At 46.7% G+C, this 22,274-nt stretch carries 14 protein-coding genes; 4 read left to right on the top strand and 10 right to left on the bottom strand.

What is annotated here, in order from left to right:
* Positions 1–26: 26 nt before the first annotated feature.
* The gene (locus MSG34_RS04445; protein ID WP_248336392.1) at positions 27–974 is read left to right on the top strand and encodes an aldose 1-epimerase; all 948 of its coding nucleotides are present in this window, start codon (positions 27–29) and stop codon (positions 972–974) included.
* 152 nt (positions 975–1,126) lie between these two features.
* Here the strand turns inward: MSG34_RS04445 and MSG34_RS04440 are convergent, their stop codons facing one another.
* From MSG34_RS04440 to MSG34_RS04395, 10 genes are all read right to left on the bottom strand, one after another.
* Complete coding sequence (locus tag MSG34_RS04440) at positions 1,127–3,541, bottom strand: glycosyl transferase (protein ID WP_248336391.1); 2,415 nt, start codon at positions 3,539–3,541, stop codon at positions 1,127–1,129.
* Between the two features lie 93 nt (positions 3,542–3,634).
* Entirely contained in the window at positions 3,635–4,726 is a 1,092-nt protein-coding gene (ugpC, locus tag MSG34_RS04435; RefSeq protein ID WP_050632543.1) for a sn-glycerol-3-phosphate ABC transporter ATP-binding protein UgpC, read from the bottom strand.
* The gene (locus MSG34_RS04430) at positions 4,726–6,075 is read right to left on the bottom strand and encodes a GH1 family beta-glucosidase (protein WP_248336390.1); all 1,350 of its coding nucleotides are present in this window, start codon (positions 6,073–6,075) and stop codon (positions 4,726–4,728) included. The genes ugpC and MSG34_RS04430 overlap by 1 nt, the downstream gene beginning before the upstream one ends.
* A 17-nt stretch (positions 6,076–6,092) precedes the next feature.
* The gene (locus tag MSG34_RS04425; protein WP_170930191.1) at positions 6,093–6,941 is read right to left on the bottom strand and encodes a carbohydrate ABC transporter permease; all 849 of its coding nucleotides are present in this window, start codon (positions 6,939–6,941) and stop codon (positions 6,093–6,095) included.
* A gap of 46 nt (positions 6,942–6,987) precedes the next feature.
* A complete protein-coding gene (locus tag MSG34_RS04420; protein ID WP_248336389.1) occupies positions 6,988–7,974 on the bottom strand; it encodes a sugar ABC transporter permease in 987 nt (328 codons plus the stop codon).
* A 67-nt stretch (positions 7,975–8,041) separates the two neighbouring features.
* On the bottom strand, positions 8,042–9,289 hold the full coding sequence (locus MSG34_RS04415; RefSeq protein ID WP_050632545.1) for an extracellular solute-binding protein: 1,248 nt from the start codon (positions 9,287–9,289) through the stop codon (positions 8,042–8,044).
* A gap of 18 nt (positions 9,290–9,307) precedes the next feature.
* A complete protein-coding gene (locus tag MSG34_RS04410) occupies positions 9,308–10,315 on the bottom strand; it encodes a LacI family DNA-binding transcriptional regulator (protein WP_248336388.1) in 1,008 nt (335 codons plus the stop codon).
* Positions 10,316–10,918: 603 nt separating this feature from the next.
* Complete coding sequence (locus MSG34_RS04405; protein ID WP_248336387.1) at positions 10,919–12,259, bottom strand: carbohydrate porin; 1,341 nt, start codon at positions 12,257–12,259, stop codon at positions 10,919–10,921.
* A gap of 373 nt (positions 12,260–12,632) precedes the next feature.
* Entirely contained in the window at positions 12,633–14,687 is a 2,055-nt protein-coding gene (locus tag MSG34_RS04400) for a prolyl oligopeptidase family serine peptidase (protein ID WP_248336386.1), read from the bottom strand.
* Between the two features lie 11 nt (positions 14,688–14,698).
* Positions 14,699–15,616 carry a LysR family transcriptional regulator gene (locus MSG34_RS04395; RefSeq protein WP_048611944.1) on the bottom strand — a complete coding sequence of 306 codons (918 nt, stop codon included), beginning with the start codon at positions 15,614–15,616 and terminating at the stop codon, positions 14,699–14,701.
* A gap of 234 nt (positions 15,617–15,850) precedes the next feature.
* Here MSG34_RS04395 and MSG34_RS04390 point away from each other — a divergent pair, with 234 nt between their 5' ends.
* The 3 genes from MSG34_RS04390 to MSG34_RS04380 all read left to right on the top strand — a co-directional run bounded on the left by MSG34_RS04390 (position 15,851) and on the right by MSG34_RS04380 (position 22,264).
* A complete protein-coding gene (locus MSG34_RS04390; RefSeq protein WP_248336385.1) occupies positions 15,851–17,545 on the top strand; it encodes an L-lactate permease in 1,695 nt (564 codons plus the stop codon).
* Between the two features lie 287 nt (positions 17,546–17,832).
* Complete coding sequence (gene lldD, locus MSG34_RS04385; protein ID WP_248336384.1) at positions 17,833–18,972, top strand: FMN-dependent L-lactate dehydrogenase LldD; 1,140 nt, start codon at positions 17,833–17,835, stop codon at positions 18,970–18,972.
* Between the two features lie 436 nt (positions 18,973–19,408).
* Positions 19,409–22,264 (top strand): FAD-binding and (Fe-S)-binding domain-containing protein, encoded by a 2,856-nt coding sequence (locus tag MSG34_RS04380; protein ID WP_248336383.1) that lies wholly within the window; start codon positions 19,409–19,411, stop codon positions 22,262–22,264.
* Positions 22,265–22,274 lie beyond the last annotated feature (10 nt).

Raw genomic sequence — 22,274 nt, 5'->3', positions numbered from 1 at the left:
TATCTTTTAAAAATGGAGACATCAACATGTTTAAAATTATAAATGAAAAGTTTGGAAATATTGACTCTGTCACATTAATAAACCACCAACATGGTATAGAACTTCAAATAATCAATGGATTTGGTGCTGTTATTAATAAATATATCGTAAATAACAGTCCATTCTCTTTTATTTGTGGTTATCAGAATTATGATGAACTGATCAACCAACATCCGTTCTTTTCCCGCAGTGCTAAATTATTCCCTTTTCCAAACCGTTTAAACTTAGGTCGTTACAGTTTCGATAACCAAAACCATCAACTCCCAGCTAACTTTCCTTGGTCTGATCACGCCGTACACGGCCTGCTCTACAACCAACCTTTTTCAATCACAAACAACGTAGCCACTGAAGAATCCGCCAGTGTGACGTTGCAGTATCAAACGTCGTCATTGCACCCTGCTTTCCCGTTTGCGTTCAACCTTGAAGTGACCTTCACTATCGACATCACGGGTAGACTCTCTTCCTCAACGACCGTCTCTAATCTGGGTGATTCAGCCTTCCCATTCGGTGATGCTTGGCACCCTTACTTTTCACTCGGCACTGAGCTAGCACAATGTGAACTCGCTATGTCGCCTTGCTCTGAGGTCATACACGAAAACGACTTACCCAATGGTGAAAAACACGCTTTTGACCGTTTGTCTTTGGACGATTCACTGACCAATCAAAGCTTAAATCACTGCTTTGAATTTGATTCCAAGACAACCAACCAACTTGCGTTTACGCGCTCAGATTCGTCTGCCGCAATTCGCTACCAACAAGATGAAAGCTACCCATTCGTTCAGCTTTACACGCCAACTAGCGAGCAAAGTATTGCAATAGAACCAATGACTTGCCCAGCTGATGCGTTCAATAACCAGATCGGCTTATTGACACTTAGCCCGAACCAATCTCAGACCTTTACTTGGCAATGCCAAGCCACCTATCAGCCAACATAAAGAAAGCAAAGTAAAGCAAAGTAAAGCAACTGCTGTATGCGAAATCAGCCCCCAGAGAACGCATTGCTAACGAAACAACTGCAACGAAAGAACCAAACTAGAAAACCAAACGAAAGAAGCAATAAAGGGCGCATAAAGCGCCCTTCTCTTTGTTAACCTAAAACCACTTCTATCGAGTGCTCACCCGATGTAAATACCGGTGCTTTATTACCTGAAATCAGGTCACCATTTATCTTCATTTCAACCACACCCTTACACACGTTATTCGGGTTAGTGACATGAATATGATAAGTCGCACCACGGAACTGACGACGTACTTTGAACTCAGGCCACTCAGCCGGAATACATGGGTCCACCAGCAAGCCATCCACTTCAGGGCGAACACCCAGAATCCATTGCGTACCCGCAACGTATGTCCAAGATGAAGTACCTGAAAGCCATGCATTTCGGCCTAAACCAAACTGCTTATGTTCATCACCCAAAATGTTTTGTGGGTAGCAGTATGGTTCAGATTCAAAGGTATCAATGTCGTCGTTCTTAGAAGCAGGATTAATCTGACGGTAGTACTCGTAAGCACGTTCGCCGTTACCCATTTTCGCTTCTGCGATCATCACCCATGGGTTTGAATGCAAGAAGATACCGCCGTTCTCTTTCGCACCTGGTGGGTAAGTTGAAACACCGCCTAGCTGAGGATCAAAGCCGTTGTAACCCGGTGTTGAAAGCTTGATGCCATTGGTAGTGTTTAGTTTGTTGTAAACCGAGTCTAGCGCCTGAGTCGCACGTTCTTGAGTCGCGAAACCAGAGATCACAGGCCAGCTTTGACCGTTGGTGTAGATCTGCCCTTGCTCATTTTTATGAGAACCGATCGGCAAGCCCTGCTCATCAAAGTAACGAACAAACCATTCGCCATCCCAGCCGCATTCATTGACTGTGCTCTGCATCTGTTGGTACTGGTCTTTAAACTTAGCCGTCAGTTGCGCTTCACCACGCAGCTCACACAAGTCCAACATGTCGAGCAGTGCTTTGCCGTACATGTTCGCCACCATCATCGATTCTGCACCCGTTGGCAGGTTCACCGTGTCATTCCAGTCAGCGAAACCTAACAGCGGTAGGCCGTGCTCACCAGTATTGGTATAAGTAAATTCAATCGCGCGGCACAGGTGGTTCCAAACCGTTCCCGTTTCAACTGGATTGCCCGCTTTGTCTTTTTGATAGAACGGGATCTCTTTATTCAAGAAGTCTGCATTGCCCGTTTCTTTTACATATTGCGTCACCGCGTAGATGATCCACAGGTGATCATCACCGTAGTAATCAGGGCGATCTTCCTCTTCACGAGAGTCACCCGCGTTCGCTTCCATGGTTGATGGGAAGAACTGGTGCATCGCAGAACCGTTGGTGTTTTGCACAGATAACAGACGCTCAATGAACTCACGCGCTTCTTCTGGCATGTGAGTAATTACGCCTAACGTATCTTGCGAAGAATCACGGAAACCAATGCCACGTGCGCCATAGCCAAGCTGGTACAGAGACAGGTAACGAGACCAGTTTTTGGTGGTGTGACACTGACGTGGGTTATGTACATTAAGCATTGAGTTCATTGCAGGATCTGGCGTTTCAACCTGAACTGCTTGTAGGTAACCATCCCAATGTTCAGCCAGTTCAGCGAAAGCTGAATCAACCACTTGATGGTCACGATATTTAGCCAGCAGAGGCAATGCTGCTTCTAGGCTCTGTTCTTGCGCGATTTGTACAATCGTACGTTCTGTATGCTCTGGAGATAACCAACCTAGGCGCAGGTTAAGTGCACCAATGTTGTCGCCACGTAAACACTCGGTGTTGCCTAATTCATCATTGTTTAGTGCTTCTGGCGCTGCCCATGTACCGTAGCCCAAATTACCTAGGAACGATTGGCGATCACCATCAAAAGACGTCGCAGGGCGATCCGCTGTCATCAGGTTCACCGCGTAGTCACGCTTCATGAAGGCATACTGCTCAAGCACGGTATGACCCGACTCTTGCTGGTGTGCTTTTAGCGTCATGGTTTGTGGAACCCAGTCCGCATTGAGTAGCTGTTTAAGCGCATCGAAGTGTGTAAATTCGTACACAGGCACCACATCAACGTGCAGTGCTTTGTCTGAAATGTTGGTGACTTTGATGTCTTGTAGCAGTACTTGGTCAGCTTTTGGTACAAAGAACGTCGCTTCACAACGCACACCAAAGGCTTCTGCAATAATAGTTGTGTATGATAAACCGGTGTGGTTTTCAAACTTATCCAACGGCTTCAAGGTTGGGGTGTAGAAAGGCGAGAAAGTTTCTACATTGCCCGCTTCATCACGTACTTTTAGATAAAGGGTCGAACCTTTAAAGTCTGAGTTTGGCAGTTGTGCAATGTACTTAGTGATACGGTTGAGTGCAGGATCGCCCTTACACAACAATACGCCGCCGTTGCTATCTACAATGCCACCGAAATCTAATGTGCCCACATAGTTACACCATTTGATCGGTGTACACGGTGTGGTTGCTACGTATTCTTTGTTTTTATCGTCAAAATATCCGAATTTCATCATCACTATCCCTAGCCCCTCCCAAATCAGGAGGAGCCAAAACAATTTGTCGTAAGTTGGTTGGAGTCAGCTCAATGGCTGATTTAAATTGACTGGCTAGCTCGCTAGCGAGTTCTCACTCAGTGCGTCAAACAGGTGGAAAGCATCCAAATCCAAGTAAAGAGTCAGCTCTTTCACATCTACCTCAGCAGCTTGGGTTTCAACCATCAACGGCTGACCGCCAATTTCTGTTTTCAGAAGAATGCTCGCGCCGAGTAGTTCCTTGTCTTTGATTTTCACAGGGAATGGCAGTACGCGATCGTGGTCGACTTGCTCAGCACGTAGGTGGATATCTGTTGGACGAACACCAAAGTGAAGCGCTAGGTTTTTAGAGGCCAAAGACTTAAAGCGACCTGGCAGTGGGATATGAACATCGCCAAGTTCAACAAAGTATTCGCCTTCTTTTTCAATCAGCTTGGCTTCCAACATGTTCATTGAAGGGTTACCAATGAATTGCGCGACAAACTTGTTAGCAGGGCGTTGGAACACTTCCGTTGGCGTACCAACTTGAGCCACATAACCGTCTTTCAGGATCACGATGCGATCCGCCAATGTCATCGCTTCGATCTGATCGTGTGTTACGTAGATCGTGGTGGTTTTTAGTTCACGATGTAGGTGTTTGATCTCTTCACGCATCACGCCACGCAGTTTGGCATCGAGGTTAGATAGCGGCTCATCAAACAAGAACACTTTAGGTGTACGAACCATCGCACGGCCCATTGCTACACGCTGACGCTGACCACCAGAAAGCTCTTTCGGCTTACGGCTCAGTAGCGGATCAAGCTCTAGCATTTTCGCCGCTTTTAAAACTTCTACGTCGATTTCAGCTTTCGGCATGCCTTTCAGTTTCAGGGCAAACGCGATGTTCTCGTAAACGGTCATGTGTGGGTACAGAGCGTAGCTTTGGAATACCATCGCCAAGTCACGGTCTTTCGCATCGACTTTATTCATCAACTTACCGCCAACCACAATGTCGCCAGAGCTTATGCTTTCAAGGCCAGCAAGCATACGTAGCGTAGTCGATTTACCACAGCCAGATGGGCCAAGGAAAACCACGAACTCACCGTCTTCAACCGTAAAATCAAACTCTTTTACAACTTCAACATCACCGAATGATTTTTTGATGTTCTTAAATTCTACTTTAGCCATTATCTGTTCTCCTCAGCGCGCTCTAGAAGCATATTTCGGTACGCAATTGCGCTCTGTTTCAATGTTCTTTCTTGGGTGGTGTAATCAACGTGGACGATGCCAAAACGCTGGCAGTAGCCGAATGCCCACTCAAAGTTATCCATTAGGCTCCAAGCGAAGTAACCATCGACTTTCACGCCCGCTTCTACTGCGTTGTGAACCGCTTCGATATGACCTTGGAAATAACGAACTCGTTGGTCGTCCATCACTTGTCCGTTAACACGCTCATCGTTACCTGCTGCACCATTCTCTGTGATGTAGATAGGTGGCATGTTTTCGTAACGCGCATCCAGTCTGACCAATAAATCGGTTAGGCCTTGTGGGTTGATTTCCCAGCCAATGTAAGTGTGTTCAGCATCGGTTTGTTTCACCGATTCAATATCGCCATTCTCGTTAAAACGAGCCACATTACGTGTGTAGTAGTTGATACCGATGTAATCGACCGGTGCGCTGATAATGTCTAAATCACCTTCAAGGATCATTGGCATGTTCATCGCTTGACGTTCAACCACCGGCTGTGGGTACTCACCTTTTAATACTGGGTCGATGAACCAGTGGTAGTTTTCCGCTTCGCAGTAATCTGCCGCACCTTGATCTTGTGGCGTCAGCGGGTAAGCCGGCGTCGCGTTGAATACCACGCCATGCTTAGCGTGAGGTGCATTCTTGCGAAGGATCGGCATTGCCAAACCGTGAGCCAACATTAGGTGGTGAGATGCTAAGTAGCCCTCTTTCTCACCCTTGATACCCGGCGCATGTTCGCCCCAGCGGTAACCTAGGAACGCAGACACAAACGGTTCATTGAGTGTGGTATATACGTCGATGGTATCGCCAAAGTATTTGCTCACCACTTCTGCATATTCTGCGAATTTGTAAGACGTTTCTCGGTTTAACCAGCCGCCCTTGTCTTCAAGGTATTGTGGTAGATCCCAGTGGTACAAAGTCACATACACTTTCATACCACGAGCATGGCACTCATCGATGATCTGACCGTAGAACTCAAGGCCTTGCTGATTCACCACACCGTCTTGCGGCAAGATACGCGGCCATGCAATAGAGAGACGGTAAGCATCCACGCCTAAGCCTTGAATCATCTCGATATCTTGTTTCCATAGGTGGTAGTGATCACACGCCACATCACCATTTTCCCCATTGTCGACCTTGCCCGGCTTCTTACAGAAAGTGTCCCAGATAGACGGTGTGCGACCGCCCTCTTCAACGCCGCCTTCAATTTGGTATGAAGATGTCGCGACACCGAATACAAATTCCTTACTGCGTAACTTTGAATCACTTGGAAGTTGAAATTTATTCATTGTTATAACCCTTAAACCTAACCTTTAACTGCGCCGGACGTTAAACCACTGATCATCTGTTTCGATGCGAACAGGTAAGTAATAACGAGTGGTAAAATTGAAATTGTGGTACCTAGCATTACCGCGCCCCATGGCGTATTCGGAATACCTTGAACGCTTCGTAGTGCCTGCGTAATCACGTAATTATCTGGGTTGTTGAGCACTACGAGAGGCTGCATAAACATGTTCCAGAAGAAGACGAACTGAACAATCGCAAGCGTTGCTAATGCTGGTTTCATCAGTGGCAGTACCACGCTCCAGTACGTTCTGAACTCGCCTGCACCATCCAGTTTCGCCGCTTCTAATAGCTCTTTAGGAATCGATGCAATCACGTGCTGACGCATCAAAAAGATACCAAATGGTGTGGTGGTGAACGGTAGCCATACCGCCATATGGTTATCCAGCAAGCCTAAGAATTTCACGATCATGAAGTAAGGGATCAAGCTAAGCACAGGCGGAATCGCCATCGAGCCAACCAGCATGCCGAACAACACGTTCTTACCGCGGAACTTAAACACAGCAAATGCGTAACCACCCATGCTACAGAACAACAGCGAGATGGTGGTGCCTAAGAAAGCCACGTAAATCGAGTTAAACATCGCTTTCCAAAACGGCATGATTTCAAGCAGTTTTGCATAGTTGATTGCCAAGCTATCGCCAATGGCAAAGCTGATGCCCGAACCAAAGATTTCCGAACGATCACGTGTTGAAAGCAGAGCTGACCACACAAACGGAAACACCGTAATGATTGCAGAAACAACCAGTAATATGCCGAGCATCACCATCAAGATCTTAGTCATGATGTACATGGTGCGTTCGCTTGGCATTAGGCCACTTAGTGGTGAAGTATTTGTCTTAATTGATGTCGACATCTTAATGTTCCCCTAAGCCTTTCTTACCGAAGAATAAAAATTGAACCAAGGTACACGTTGCGATGAGTGCAAACAGAAGCCATGAAATCGCTGAGGCCGTGCCCATTTCTAGCCATTCCCAACCCACTTTGTAGAGGTACATAGAGATAGTTAAACCAGATTGGCCTGTACCACCTGTGCCACGCGTTAGTACGAACGGTTCTTCAAACATTTGCAGGTTACCGATGATGGTCATCGTAATTGCAAAGAAGATAAATGGACGAATCATTGGTAGTGAGATGTTCCAGAAGCGGCGGAAGGCATTGGCACCATCCATACGAGCAGCTTCTAAAATGTCTTTAGGAATCGTCATTAAACCCGTGGTGTAAAGGACGATGTTAAAACCGGTGTATTTCCAGAAAACCATGATCGCGATAGACGGCTTCACCATAGTGGCATCGTCTAACCAGCGGATGGGTTGAAAATCATTAACCCAAGCAAATGCCCAACCAAACAGCGTGCTATCAGCCAGAGCCATCAGCGTTTGGTTAATAATTCCTGAGTTAGGAGAGTACATGTTGAAGAAAATCAGTGACGCTGCGACCGTTGATGTGATGAACGGTAGAAAGTACGCCGATGTTAGCCAGTGACGCATACGGTCACCCATCGAAACCAACATGTAAGCCACTGGAATAGCAACTAAATGCTGAGCCACACCTGATGTGATTGCTAGCCACAATGTGTTCTTTAATGAACGCCATAGCCACGGGTCAGTCAAGGCAATATGGTAGTTCTCAAAACCAACGAACTGCATTGCGTCCATGCCCTGTACTGGGTTCCATTCGTGGAACGACAGGTAAACAGAGAACAACAGCGGGAAGATCCCAAATACAGAAAAAATGATCAGAAACGGCAGAAGAAATCCATACGGTGTAAGCGCTTTCAAATTCAGACGAGAAAAAAAGCTTTGCTCCGAAGGTTCTATCGTTGTGCTCGCTGTATGATTCATAGTAACGACCTCTTAAAAAAGGAAGCGCGCTATCCGCGCCTCCTCACTTACTCAAAGTAATAACAAATTAAAGATTACGCGTGCGACGCTTGATTAGACGCTCAGCCTCTTTAAGCGCTGTCTCGATGTCTTTACCTTCATCAAGTACTTCCATCAATGCGTTCTCTAAGATGATAGAACGTGCAACGTGGTCGCCTTGTGCTGGAGATACTGGTTTGATGTTTTGCGCAACTTCAGCAAAAATAAGACGGGCTTTTTGTCCGCCTAGGAACTCCATCTCTTCTTGGAAAAGCTCATCGTCATACGTTGTTGTATTCGCTGGGAAAGCAGCAATCGTTTCGAAGTGCTTAAGCTGTACTTCACGGTCAGTCGTCATGTATTCAATAAGCGCCCAAGCTTCATCTGGGTTGTCTGATTGAGTTGGAATTGAAAGGAATGAACCACCCCAGCTGCCGTAGATACCATCAGGTAGGTTTTCTACTGCCCACTTACCTTTAGTTTCCGGTGCAATCCAGTTGTTTAGGTGACCAAGAAGCCAAGCGCCAGAAAGTTGAGTTGCAAATGTGCCGTTGCGAAAGCCTTCGTACCATTCGTTAGACCAAGCTAGGATACGGCCGTCTAAACCTTTGTCGCGAATCTCTTTTGCTACTTCAAAAGCGTGAACAAAACGCTCTGATGTCACAACAGGGTTGCCATCTTTATCGAAGTACAGACCTTCACCTTCAGGAACCGTCGTGAAGATAATTGCTTGTGCTACGTCGGCTGCTGAAGCAATAAGTTGTACGTTTTGCTCTTTCAGTTTTTCACCAGCAGCAATGTATGAATCCCAATCTTTGATTGCTTCTTCTACATCAATGCCCGCTTTTTCGAATACGTCGGTACGGTAGTACATAACACCTGGACCTAGGTCGACAGGAATGCCGTACATATCGCCATCAGCGCCTTTGCCTTGTGCCCATGCGTAAGGTGCGAATCGTTCTTCGTATTTATCTGCACCGTAGTTTTCAGACAGGTTAACTAGACCACCAGAGCCAACGAATGGACCAATTTTCTCAACGTCGACAACAATCACATCACCTGCACCAGAACCCGTTGCAAGGTTCGTTGTCAGTTTCGTGTGGTGGTCACCATGGTTGTTCATAAGGTAATCAACTTTAATCCCTGTCTTCTTTTCGAAATCAGGCAGTAACACCTTCAAGCTGCTATCGAAATCAGGGAAGCCGTCGAAACGAATCTCTTTGTCAGCGGCATTCACAGCTGTTGTACCTAATCCTAAAGCAACCGCGCATGAAAGCGCCAAGGTCTTAAATTTCATGTTCTATCCTTAATATTTTTATAGGGTAACTGGTAAATCCGATACCGAGTTTCTAGTGACCAACGTCGGCAGCAATTTAAAGTTCACGTCATGTTTGATTTTTTTTAGCTTCTGTAGAGTGAGCTGTACTGCTTCAACGCTCATCTCTTCAATAGGGAAATTAATGGTGGTCAAACTAGGGGTCAGATAACGCGCGAAGATGGTGTTATCGAAGCCCACCAGTGATACATCTTTCGGAACTGACAGTCCCTCTTGATGCAGCACCTCAAAGGCGCCGAATGCCATGTGATCATTCGAAGCAAATACTGCTGTGAAATGACACTTACGATTCATCAGCTTTTTCATAGCGCTGATGCCCGTCTCTTCAGTAAAACCCGCTTCCGAGACTAAGGCTTCATCGTATGGCACACCCGCTTCTTCCAAGGCCTTTCGATACCCTTGCAAACGCCCCCTAGCATCTGCTTTATCTAAAGGCCCGGTAATACACGCGATATCTGTATGTCCCTTTTGCAAAAGATATTGAGTAGCGAGTAGCCCCCCGACTTCGTTATCAATATCAATACAACTCATCGCCATTTCTGGGATGAAGCGGTTAATCAAAACCACAGGGATCCCCTGTTCTTCCAATTCAATTAAATAATCATCACTGAGCAGTTGAGTATGAAGAATCAAAGCATCAACACGACGCCCCAGCAGAAATTCCACCGACTCGCGCTGCCCTTGTTCAGTGTTCGAACCCGCTGTAACCACAGCGTGGTAACCAAAGCGGCGTAGGTTTTCCTCTATGCAATGCAAGATGCCTGAATAGAAAGAACCGCCTAGTTCTGGAACAACTACACCAACACTTCCGGTACGACTTGAAGCCAAAGCTTGAGCGATAGAGTTCGGGCGATAACCCAATTCTTTGATCGCTTTTTCAACCTTTAACTTCTTGTCATGACTCACTCTGCTAGTGCCATTAATAACCCTAGACACTGTCGCCTGAGACACACCTGCATGTTCTGATACGTGTTTAATTGTCGCCACTCGAACCTCGATACTTCATTAGCTTGTAACCGCTTACAAAACGATTATTAAGAAATTACGTTTTAGTTGAAGTGAGTGTCATCACACTAAAGTTGGAGGTAAAAAGGCCAGTTGTGGAAATCATGAAAGCGCTTACAGATTCACTTCATGTCATGAAACTGTTTCATGGAATCATGAATCCATAGTGAGTCAGATTTGTTAAAAGCCTTAGTTCCGTGAAGGGGTTTCAACACACCTATTGGTGTATCAAATACGATGAATATCGAGTATTCCCCGCTAACTAGGCTATTGATATGCAAGGGCTACGACGCGTAGTTAGCCATTACAATTACTAGGGATAAAGCAGGGTACGCGAGATACATTAAAATAATATGAAACGAGGTATTGAAGATGTCATGGAGAGCAGAGGGAGAGGCAATCCAAAATGATAGAACAGATATTCAAGACGAAAAAAAGGCACAAAGAATGTGCCCAAGAATGGAGTTAATTGAAACGTGCCCTAATTAATCTGCCTTTAGGGCTAAATGGACAGTCTTTACTACTTTCAAACACAAGCTCTTTGAAATATGCCGAATTCAAAGAGCTGCTGTTGCTAATTTGTGATTACCACCAAGCTTCAAACATTGCGCCGAACGACAATGTATCAACGTTAGTTGTCTTCACTGTGTTGCCTTTCGTTTCTACATCACCCACAGTTGTGTAGAAGCGAAGCATTGGACGACTCCAAGGTAAGCCACCTAGAGAAACGTTCTGAGAAAGCGTTACTTTCCAAGCGTTCTCTTCACCGTCGTCATCGTAATCAACCATGCCGTAGCCCGCTTCTAACCATGTAGAGTGAACATCATCCCATTGGTACTGTGGACGAACGATACCAGCGTATTCCGTGTTCTCGCGGTCTAGATCAGAACCAGAGTTGTCTTTGTATGACACTAAGTAATCAATGATGAAGTTATCTGTTGCTGCGTAGCTACCTTCAACACTTGCGTACAAAGTTTGGTAGTCACCTTTTAGGTCGAATACTGATGAATCCGCACCGTCACCGTATTTCACTATTAATCGGTTAGAGTCGCCTAAGCCTAACGTCGCACCTACTAGGTAGGCCGTTTCGTCACTGATTTTTTCACCCGGCGTTACCACTGGCTCCATCTTACCTGTCAATGGATCGTATACGTATTCAGTTGTCGTTGACGTATCCGCTTCGCTAGATGCGAAGCCGTAGTTCGCGTAGAAATCTAGGTTACCAATACCAGCGTCAATGCTGTGTAGTTTCGCGGTCACAGCGTATCGACCGTTGTCGTTCACAAGGCCGCCTTTCACTTGGCCAACAAAACCCATATCCAGCTTAGCGCCACCGAAATCTAGATTGTTAAAGCCTGCACCTTGACCATCATGTGTCATCCAGAAGTAATCGTTCAGACCTTGTTGTGGACGCTGATGGAAGTCGCGACCAGCCCACATGTAAAGCTCAGGTTGGCTTTCAAATACATTGGTTACACCAGCGTACATTTTTTTCATACTCAAGCCGCCGTCGTCAGCCCAAGCGTCTGCTTCCCAATGGTCAGCCATGAATACGACGTCCCAGATAGCGCCGTTGTCAGCTTGGAAAAGCTTAGCTAACTGAACCTCACCACCATTGGCTTCGTTACCCAAACGACCGACAGAACGACCTGTTGTACCGATGTCTACGTAACGCTCATCACCGCTCTTGTAGTGAGCGCCGTAACGAGCATAACCAGAGAAGACGATGCCTTCTGGCACCTTAGTTTCTGCAGTTAGGACAGCGGGCTGTTGATCGTTAACATAATCAATATCCACAACCTTAGATTCTAACTCTTGAATTCGTTTTTCTAATGCTTCTATATCAGTATCAGCAGCAAAAGAAGAGAGTGAAGCAAGCGACGCCGCCACTGCGACTGTTATTGGCAAAAGCTTAAATTTTTGCATTGTAATTCCCTATTATTTTTTTGAGTTTTCATCGAACAGGGAAATATTAAGCAATGAAAGCGTTGAAAAGTTGGTCGCTGTTCACACTGATAAATCAGCTTAAATGTCATGAAACCTTTAGAAAATTCACGGAGAAAACTACTGCATTTAGATCAATAAGTTATGAACAAACATCCGTAAAATGTCAGCTTGAAATCGCTTTCATTTCATCAGTAATGGTGGCGGCTATCACGGAAAACAGTGTGTGAAAGTGAGGGGAATATGGTGCAGCTTTGATTGGTTTTCATATATATGAAAAGCCTCAAAATCTAAGGCAGATTTTGAGGCTTTTTGGTCTGAGTAAAATACCCCGTTATCTAGAATCAAGCATTCGCTAAAGTGAATCTAGAGACTCAATCCCCATATTGAACAGAGTAAATGCATAGATATCGGCGGTGAGATCGATCGCTTTACTCAGCGGCATTCCAGCGCCATGGCCCGCATTAACATCAATACGAATCATCACGGGCGCGCCACCTTCATGCTTATCTTGCAGCTCTGCAATGAACTTATAAGAGTGAGCTGGCACCACGCGGTCATCATGGTCAGCCGTCGTGACCAACGTCGCTGGATAGTCCGTGCCGCGCACCACATTGTGAACGGGAGAATAGCCAAGTAAGTATTCGAACATCTCTTTGTTTTGTGCTGATGTGCCGTAGTCGTACGCCCAGCCTTCACCAGACGTGAATGTGTGGTAACGCAACATGTCCAATACCCCAACCGCAGGCAGAGCCACTTGGAACAGCTCAGGCCTTTGTGTCATGCAAGCGCCTACTAGCAAACCACCATTAGACCCGCCGCGGATCGCTAACGTATCACTGCTGGTGTAGTTTTCTTCGATTAAGAATTCCGCAGCAGCAATGAAGTCGTCAAATACGTTTTGCTTTTGTTGTTGCGTACCCGCTTTGTGCCATGCCTTACCGTATTCACCGCCGCCACGCAGGTTTGGCACCGCATATACACCACCCAGTTCTAGCCAACTGCCGACCGTACCTGAGAAAGAAGGCGTCAGACTGACATTAAAGCCGCCATAAGCGTACAAAATGGTTGGGTTACTACCGTCTAGTTTTAATCCTTTCTTATAAGAGATAAGCATCGGAACCTGTGTACCATCTTTTGAGGTATAGAAGACCTGTTTAGACTCAAATTGATCCGACTCAAACGGAGACTCAGATCGCTGATAGATTTCTGAACTACCAGTTTCGACATCGAATGAGAAAATCGTTGGCGGCGTGACATAGTTGGTAAAGGTGTAATAAAGCTGGGTTTGCTCTTTTTTACCACCTAAGCCACTGGCCGTTCCCATCCCTGGCATGTGAAGTTCTCGAACTAAGTTACCTTGGTAATCAAGCTGATCGATTTTAGACACCACATCCACCATGTAGTGCGCAAACAAGTAACCACCACCAGTGCTGATGTCCAGTGGCTGTGGCTTCTCAGGGATGATATCAAGCCACTTTCCATCGCGAGTATCAAAGCTCACCACCTTGCCATTGGGTGCTTCTAAGTTGGTGTATAAGATGAAGACTTGGTCTTGGTTATCGATGAGGTAAGTGTCGCTATCAACATGGTCAATCAGCGTGTTCAACGATTGCGCCTCTGAATCTAAATCGATATAGAACAGTCTGTTACCTGATGTCGATTCTTTCCCAAGAATAATTAGGTAACGATCGTCTTCCGTGGTGTAGCCCGACACATAACGGTGTTGTTCAGCGTTGCTCTCACCAAAGATTACCTTGTCACTAGCTTGCTCTGTACCCAACTCATGGAAGTACAGCTTGTGTTGCTCAGTACGAGCAGAGAGTTCACTGCCGTCTGGCTTGTCATAGCTAGAGTAATAAAAGCCGCGATTACCCAACCAAGAAATACCAGTAAATTTAGCGTCAGTGATTTCGGCTTCAAGCTGCTGTTTAGTCTCGGTATCAATAACGAAGATCTTGCGCCAGTCGCTACCACCTTCAGAAATGCTGTACGCCACTAAGCTGTAGTCTTTAGAAAACGACACCGAGCCTAGAGATGTGGTGCCGTCTTCCGAGAAGGTATTCGGGTCTAAGAAGACTTCAACCTGCTGCCCCTCTTTCTGACGATAGAGAATACTGTGATTCTGCAGGCCATCGTTCTTATAGAAATAGGTGTAATCACCTCGCACAAACGGCTGCGAGCTCTTTTTGTAGTCTTGCGCTTTCGCCAATCGCTCTCGCAGTTCAGCGCGATACGGAATTTGAGCAAGGTAATCAAACGTGACCTCATTTTGACTCGCTACCCACTGCGCGGTCTCGTCACTTCTATCATCTTCTAACCAACGATACGGGTCTTCGATTATCTGGCCAAAATAGTCATCGCTGACGATCTGTTTGTTGGTGACTGGATACTCTTTTAGATAGCTCATCGTGATCCTTATTAAAAATAATGTGAAATCGTCAGGTAACGGGTTCTGATGTGTTCAATCAATAACTTAATCTTGTTCGGTGGCTGGCGCGTAAAGGGGTACACCGCATAAATACCCAGCTTTTTACCGACTAAATCAGGGAAGATGTCCACCAGCTGGCCGTTGCGAATATCGTGATACACCAGACAACGTGGCACGTACGCCACACCATGGCCGCCCAACGCAGCTTTACGAAGTGCCGTGGCGTTATCGGTAGAAAATGAACCCGAGACACGCACTATGTATTTGTCGTTGTCAGTACATCCGTCTTTACTATGCAGGAACTGCCATTCACTGGCACCCGTTGTTTGATACGCGTATTGCAGACAGTTATGTTGCACTAAGTCTTTAGGTAGCATCGGCTTACCGTTCTTAGCGATATAAGACGGCGAAGCGCACACCACCCATTGTGAATCCAATATATGACGAGCAATGAGGCTTGAATCTTCCAAGTAGCCGGTTCGAATCACCAAGTCGAGACCATCCTCAACCAAGTCGACAAAGCGATTGTTCAGAGACATATCGACCGTTAAACCTGGGTGCATATTACAAAACTCAGCCACCGCGTCTGCGAGAATCAAATCTCCGGAGATAGTAGGCACTGACATTTTGATATGACCACTGACATTTTCACCAAAGCCTGAAACTGCATCCATAGCCTCTTGAGCTGCCTGCTTCACATTTTTGGCCCCGTGTAACATTGCCTTACCCGCCTCAGTCAGGGTCAATTTACGCGTGGTTCGATATAATAATTGCACGCCGATCTCTTCCTCTAAACGCGCAATTCTTTTACTAACTACCGAATTTGTAAGGTTATTTTGCTCTGCCACTTTACTGAAACTGCCCAGTTCTACCACCTGTGAAAACAGGATCAAATCGTCTGCTCGCATCTGATTATGCCAATTTTGGAATTAATTATTTTCATTATTTCCCTATATCAATAAAAAATAAAGGGGTAAATTCACGCCAAATTAACAAAACAATTACAAAAACAGTCATTCCAATTACAAGATTCGCCTAAATAAGGTTCCCATTTAGAGGCCAAAGCGATTCAAATAATGACAAACCATAACGTGATCTTTACTTCAAACATGAACGTTTGAAAACAGTACGAGGAAGTACCCATGAGTGAAACTCTACTAGCCCTATTGGCATTTTCACCAATAGTTGTTGCAGCGATTCTATTGGTTGGCCTGAACTGGCCAGCGAAAAAAGCGATGCCAGTGGCATTTGCACTAACCGTTGCTATTGCCCTATTTGCTTGGGATATGTCTAGCACTCGAGTGCTGGCTTCTGTATTCCAAGGTTTCGGCATAACCGTGTCGGTTCTCTGGATTGTGTTCGGCGCCATCTTCTTATTAAACACTTTGAAACACACCGGAGCCATCACTACTATCCGCAACGGATTCACTGACATATCCGCTGACCGTCGTGTTCAGGCAATCATCATTGCTTGGTGTTTCGGTTCATTTATTGAGGGCGCATCTGGCTTCGGCACACCTGCTGCCATCGCAGCACCACTATTGGTTGCGATCGGCTTCCCAGCGCTGGCTGCGGTACTGATGGGCATGATGATCCAATCAACGCCAGTATCATTCGGCGCGGTTGGTACTCCAATTATCGTTGGTGTGAACAAAGGTTTGGATACGCACAATATCGGTGAAAGCCTGATTGCTCATGGCTCAACATGGGATGCTTACCTACAACAAATCACATCAAGCGTTGCGCTGATTCATGCTTCTGTTGGTGTGATGATGCCTGTATTGATGGCGATGATGCTGACTCGCTTCTTCGGTAAGAACAAAAGCTGGACTGAAGGTTTAGATATCCTGCCGTTCGCACTGTTCGCAGGTGCTGCTTTCACGATTCCTTATGCATTAACGGGCGTTTTCCTTGGCGCAGAGTTCCCATCATTGATTGGTGGTTTGGTTGGCCTAGCGATTGTGGTTACAGCAGCAAAACGTGGCTTCCTCGTACCAAAATCAAAATGGGATTTCGAGAGCGAAGACAAGTGGCCAGCAGAATGGCTAGGTTCTCTGAAAATCGATCTTGATGACACTAAGCAAGGTCATAAGAAAATGAGCATGGCAATGGCATGGGCACCTTACGTGCTGCTTGCTGTCACTCTAGTTGCTAGCCGTGTGAGCCCTGAGTTCAAAGGCCTACTTAAGAGCGTGAGCTTATCGTTCAGCAACATCCTTGGCGAGACTGGCGTAAGCACTGCGATTCAACCTCTGTATCTACCGGGCGGTATCTTGGTCTTCGTCGCACTGGTTGCTGTTCTAATGCAATCTCGCAGCGCAGCACCACTGGCTAAAGCCTTTGGTGAGTCAAGTAAAACCCTGATTGGCGCAGGCTTTGTGTTGGTGTTCACCATCCCAATGGTACGTATCTTTATTAACTCTGGTGTGAACGGCGCTGATTTGGCAAGTATGCCAGTAACGACTGCGAACTTTGCAGCTGATCTAGTTGGCGGCGCATTCCCTGCACTGAGTGCAACGGTTGGCGCGTTAGGTGCCTTCATTGCAGGTTCGAACACAGTTTCAAACATGATGTTCAGCCAATTCCAGTTCGAGGTAGCACAAACTCTGACTATCTCTAGTGCGGTGGTTGTCGCTCTGCAAGCGGTTGGTGCAGCAGCAGGTAACATGATTGCGATTCACAACGTAGTAGCGGCATCGGCAACGGTAGGTTTACTAGGACGTGAAGGTGCAACGCTACGTAAGACAATCATCCCAACGTTCTACTACCTGGTGATGACAGGGATCATCGGCCTCGTGGTTATCTACGGCTTCAAAATGACAGACGCACTTATGTAAACCATAAGTCGTTACACAAGCATTTGGCGTTAATACTCAATTCCCCGACTGCAACACCGTCTAATAAGACAGTTGATGAGTTTCGGAATGGATACTAAAACACATCAACACCCTCGGGTATTAACGCCATTTTCCCGTTTTATCGTTTTATCGTTTTATCGTTTTATCGTTTTATCGTTTACAGCTTCAAAAATTAAGCAAGATCGAACACTGACTTTCAAGAATTAAAGCAGCCCAAACCAAGCTCTCATAGAAGGGCAACATCCCAAGAATTTAGGACTGAAATTATGATCATATCCGCATCGACTGATTACCGCGCCGCAGCAAAATCGAAATTACCACCGTTTCTTTTCCACTACATTGACGGCGGTTCTTACGGAGAACATACCCTACGCCGCAACACGGCCGATCTGGCAGAGATCGCGCTCAAGCAGCGTGTACTTAATGATATGTCGGACCTAAACTTGGAAACCGAGTTGTTTGGCGAAAAGCTCGCAATGCCAATCGCACTGGCTCCGGTTGGTCTAACAGGCATGTACGCACGACGTGGTGAAGTACAAGCAGCAAAAGCCGCCGACAACAAAGGCATTCCTTTTACCATGTCGACGGTATCGGTATGCCCGATTGAAGAAGTCGCACCTAAGATTGAACGCCCAATGTGGTTTCAACTTTACGTGTTAAAAGACCGTGGCTTCATGAAGAACGTTCTTGAACGCGCCAAAGCAGCTGGCGTCACAACGCTGGTCTTCACCGTGGATATGCCAGTACCTGGTGCTCGCTACCGTGACATGCACTCAGGAATGAGTGGTCCAAACGCTGCAATGCGTCGTGTATTTCAATCAATGCGTCATCCTAGCTGGGCAGTTGATGTTGGTTTACTCGGCAAGCCTCACGATCTTGGCAACATCTCTACTTACCGCGATTCGCCAACCAAACTGGAAGACTACATCGGTTGGTTGGGTGATAACTTCGACCCGTCGATTTCATGGAAAGATCTAGAGTGGATCCGTGATTTCTGGGACGGCCCTATGGTCATTAAAGGCATTCTTGATGAAGAAGATGCAAAAGACGCCGTGAGATTTGGCGCAGACGGTATCGTAGTTTCAAACCACGGCGGTCGTCAGCTTGATGGTGTTCTATCAAGTGCCAAAGCACTGCCTGCAATTGCAGACGCAGTAAAAGGCGACACTAAGATTCTGGTCGACTCTGGTATTCGTACTGGCTTAGATGTAGTGCGCATGATGGCGATGGGCGCAGATTGCACCTTACTTGGCCGTTCTTTCGTCTATGCGTTAGCGGCACAAGGACAAGCAGGGGTTGAAAACCTACTCGACCTTTACGACAAAGAGATGCGCGTTGCGATGACATTGACAGGCGCCAAGACAATCAAAGACTTAACCCGTGAGTCTTTGGTAGGGCTAGATTAAACCACCACGACTCAGATTCAGGTTCGGATTCAGATTCGGACTCATGCTTTGGTCTACTTAGACTGAAGTTCAATCGGTGTCACAGCAATTCCACTGCCGTTGTGACACCGTTTAAGCACTGGAAAATAAAAAGCTAGGGCGTGTTGATCTTTCGAGCTGATTTTTGCAGCGAGTTGCTGGGTATTTATACAAGGCAGAGGCGTCGATGTGTAGCTAGCCTACATGAGAAGCCGATAACGTAGTAGAAATGGCCAGCAAACGCTGCCCGAAGGGTTCAGCTAAAAGCGTTTTACTCTTTGTTGAGGGGGATTTGCTTAGAGTGACTAGGCTACTTCCCCCTCGCCGCGATTAAAACGCTTTTATCTCGAACAAAATTTAACCACGAAAGGTCAACACGCCCTAACCAGTGCCAAATAAGAAGCACAAGGAAGCAAAGATGGAGACAAACACATCCCATGAGCGAGTAATAGACGCACAAGCTTATCAGCAGCTTGAAGCGATACTGGCTCAAAAAATAGAAACAGAACGCATTGTCACTCAAGAGGCAAAGCGTTTGGCTTATGGCACCGATGCGAGTTTCTATCGCTTGGTGCCGAAAATGGTTCTAAGGCTTAAAAACTTAGACGAAGTCATATTCACCATTCAAAGCTGTCGCGAACTGGGCATTCATTTTACCTTTCGCGCTGCGGGTACAAGCCTTTCAGGACAAGCCGTTTCAGACTCGGTACTTATCACCCTGACCGACGACTGGCGCGGCCACGAAATCGTCGATAACGGTAATCAGATCATCCTGCAACCGGGTGTGATTGGCGCTGATGCCAACAAATATCTTGCTCCGTTTCAACGTAAAATCGGCCCAGATCCAGCTTCAATCAATACTTGTAAAATCGGTGGTATCGCGGCGAATAACGCCAGCGGCATGTGTTGTGGTACTGCGCAAAACTCTTATCGCACCGTCGAGAGTATGAAAATCGTATTAAGTGATGGTTCCCTGCTTGATACCGCAGATAACGCCAGCGTTGAGGCTTTCAAGCAATCGCACAAAGCGCTGTTTGAAGGCATTGTTGATTTACACAGACAGACCAGCTCGAATCAAGAACTCGCAGACAGAATTCGCCACAAGTACCGTCTTAAAAACACCACCGGCTACGCGCTCAATGCTCTAGTTGATTACCACAACCCAATTGAGATCATCAAACACTTGATGATTGGCTCAGAAGGCACACTAGGTTTCATTGCTGAGATTACCTATAACACGGTTATCGAACATCCGAACAAAGCATCGGCTCTGTTGGTGTTTGCCGACATCGAGCAAGCAAGTAAAGCCGTGACTACGCTATCAAAAACGCCAGTTGCTGCGGTTGAATTGATGGATGGCAGAGCACTTCGTTCAGTGGCGGATAAACCGGGTATGCCTGCATTCATGCCGAGCCTAGATTTAGAAGCCGCTGCTATTTTGGTGGAATCACACGCCAGCTCCCAGCAGGACTTAGATTTACAATGTAAATCAATTTTAGACGCATTGACTGAATACACGATTGTTGAATCAGTCCCTTTCACGTCCGATCCGAAGACAGTCGCGACTCTGTGGGGCATCCGAAAAGGCATGTTCCCAGCAGTTGGCGCAGTGCGTGAAGTCGGCACTACCGTCATCATTGAAGACGTTGCTTTCCCTGTTGAAAACCTCGCTAACGGCATTCGAGAGCTGCAAGAGCTGTTCGATAAATACGACTACAGCGAGGCGATCATTTTCGGCCATGCACTCGAAGGCAACCTGCACTTTGTGTTTACCCAAGGCTTCGATAGCCAAGAAGAGATCGACCGTTACGGCGGTTTCATGGATGACGTTGCCGAGCTAGTTGCAGTGAAATATCAAGGTTCACTGAAAGCGGAACACGGCACGGGCCGAAACATGGCACCTTATGTGGAATTAGAGTGGGGCAAAGATGGCTATGCCTTGATGCAACAAATCAAAGCACTGTTCGACCCAGAAAGGCTGCTTAACCCCGGCGTTATAATCAACGACAATCCAAACTCCCACATCACAGACCTGAAGCCGATGCCTGCTGCCGATGATCTAGTCGACCGCTGTATTGAGTGTGGCTTCTGTGAACCTGTTTGCCCTTCTCGCACGCTGACTTTATCACCTCGCCAACGTATTGTTTTATATCGCGAGCTACAACGCCGCCGTGCTGCAGGCGAAGAGATAGAAGCCAGCGAGCTAGAGAAGACTTTTGAATACCAAGGCATTGATACCTGCGCTGCAACAGGCCTATGTGCCGAGCGTTGCCCAGTGGGCATCAACACTGGCGATTTAGTGAAGAAGCTTCGTATCGCCAAATATGAGAAGTTCACACCAATTGCTAAGTGGACAGCGGATCACTTCTCGACCACCACCAAGCTGACCAAGGCTGGCCTCAAAACTAATCAAGTGGCGAGTAAGGTTCTAGGAGCAAATACAGTCGGCAAGCTAACCAACGGCTTACGCTCAATGACTAAAGGCGCGACACCGGTTTGGTTGCCAGAGATGCCGCAATCCAATAGTCACTCGCTAACCTCATCACCAGTGACGGCAGAACCTTCAAGCAATCATAAGAAGGTGGTTTACCTCCCTTCCTGTGCGAGTCGTACCATGGGACAACAAAGCGATGCAGGCGACCAACGCCCTTTGACCGAAGTGACCATGTCTCTACTTAAAAAAGCAGGATTCGAAGTGATTCTGCCGAAGAAGCTAGACGACCAATGCTGTGGTATGCCTTACGACAGCAAAGGTATGACCGACTTAGCCCAATCTAAAGCGCAACAACTGGAAGAAGTGTTATGGCAAGCCAGTTGTCAGGGTGAATACCCTGTACTAATGGACACCAGCCCTTGTGCCAAGCGCAGTATTGAGCAGTTCACTAAACCATTAGAAGTGCTAGAACCGACAGGGTTTGTGAACCAATACCTGCTAGAGCACCTGACACTTGAGCCGCTGCAAGAAACCGTAATGCTGCATGTCACCTGTAGCTCTCGTCGAATGGGTTTAGAAGGTGCGATGTTAAACCTTGCTAAAGCCTGCACCGAAGAGGTGATTGTTCCAGAGCATATTCAATGTTGTGGTTGGGCAGGTGATAAAGGCTTCACTACACCAGAGCTGAATGAGGCGGCGGTACACCCACTCAAGGAACAAGTGCCGAGCAACTGCACTCGTGGCTTCAGTAACAGCCGAACCTGTGAGATCGGTTTATCACACCACAGTGGCATTCCGTATCAATCAATCTTGTACTTGGTGGACGAAGTCACGCAGTAGCTCCACTCAT

Origin of the sequence: Vibrio sp. 1CM2L, from assembly GCF_023161695.1 — a bacterium.
Lineage (GTDB): Bacteria > Pseudomonadota > Gammaproteobacteria > Enterobacterales > Vibrionaceae > Vibrio > Vibrio coralliirubri.
This window is presented reverse-complemented; position numbering and strand designations above follow the sequence as displayed.

Excerpts from the sequence above, each read along its gene's own strand:
- MSG34_RS04445 (WP_248336392.1), top strand. The coding sequence starts at position 27 with ATGTTTAAAATTATAAATGAAAAGTTTGGAAATATTGACTCTGTCACA.
- MSG34_RS04440 (WP_248336391.1), bottom strand. The coding sequence starts at position 3,541 with ATGATGAAATTCGGATATTTTGACGATAAAAACAAAGAATACGTAGCA.
- ugpC (WP_050632543.1), bottom strand. The coding sequence starts at position 4,726 with ATGGCTAAAGTAGAATTTAAGAACATCAAAAAATCATTCGGTGATGTT.
- MSG34_RS04430 (WP_248336390.1), bottom strand. The coding sequence starts at position 6,075 with ATGAATAAATTTCAACTTCCAAGTGATTCAAAGTTACGCAGTAAGGAA.
- MSG34_RS04425 (WP_170930191.1), bottom strand. The coding sequence starts at position 6,941 with ATGCCAAGCGAACGCACCATGTACATCATGACTAAGATCTTGATGGTG.
- MSG34_RS04420 (WP_248336389.1), bottom strand. The coding sequence starts at position 7,974 with ATGAATCATACAGCGAGCACAACGATAGAACCTTCGGAGCAAAGCTTT.
- MSG34_RS04415 (WP_050632545.1), bottom strand. The coding sequence starts at position 9,289 with ATGAAATTTAAGACCTTGGCGCTTTCATGCGCGGTTGCTTTAGGATTA.
- MSG34_RS04405 (WP_248336387.1), bottom strand. The coding sequence starts at position 12,259 with ATGCAAAAATTTAAGCTTTTGCCAATAACAGTCGCAGTGGCGGCGTCG.
- MSG34_RS04400 (WP_248336386.1), bottom strand. The coding sequence starts at position 14,687 with ATGAGCTATCTAAAAGAGTATCCAGTCACCAACAAACAGATCGTCAGC.
- MSG34_RS04395 (WP_048611944.1), bottom strand. The coding sequence starts at position 15,616 with ATGCGAGCAGACGATTTGATCCTGTTTTCACAGGTGGTAGAACTGGGC.
- MSG34_RS04390 (WP_248336385.1), top strand. The coding sequence starts at position 15,851 with ATGAGTGAAACTCTACTAGCCCTATTGGCATTTTCACCAATAGTTGTT.
- lldD (WP_248336384.1), top strand. The coding sequence starts at position 17,833 with ATGATCATATCCGCATCGACTGATTACCGCGCCGCAGCAAAATCGAAA.
- MSG34_RS04380 (WP_248336383.1), top strand. The coding sequence starts at position 19,409 with ATGGAGACAAACACATCCCATGAGCGAGTAATAGACGCACAAGCTTAT.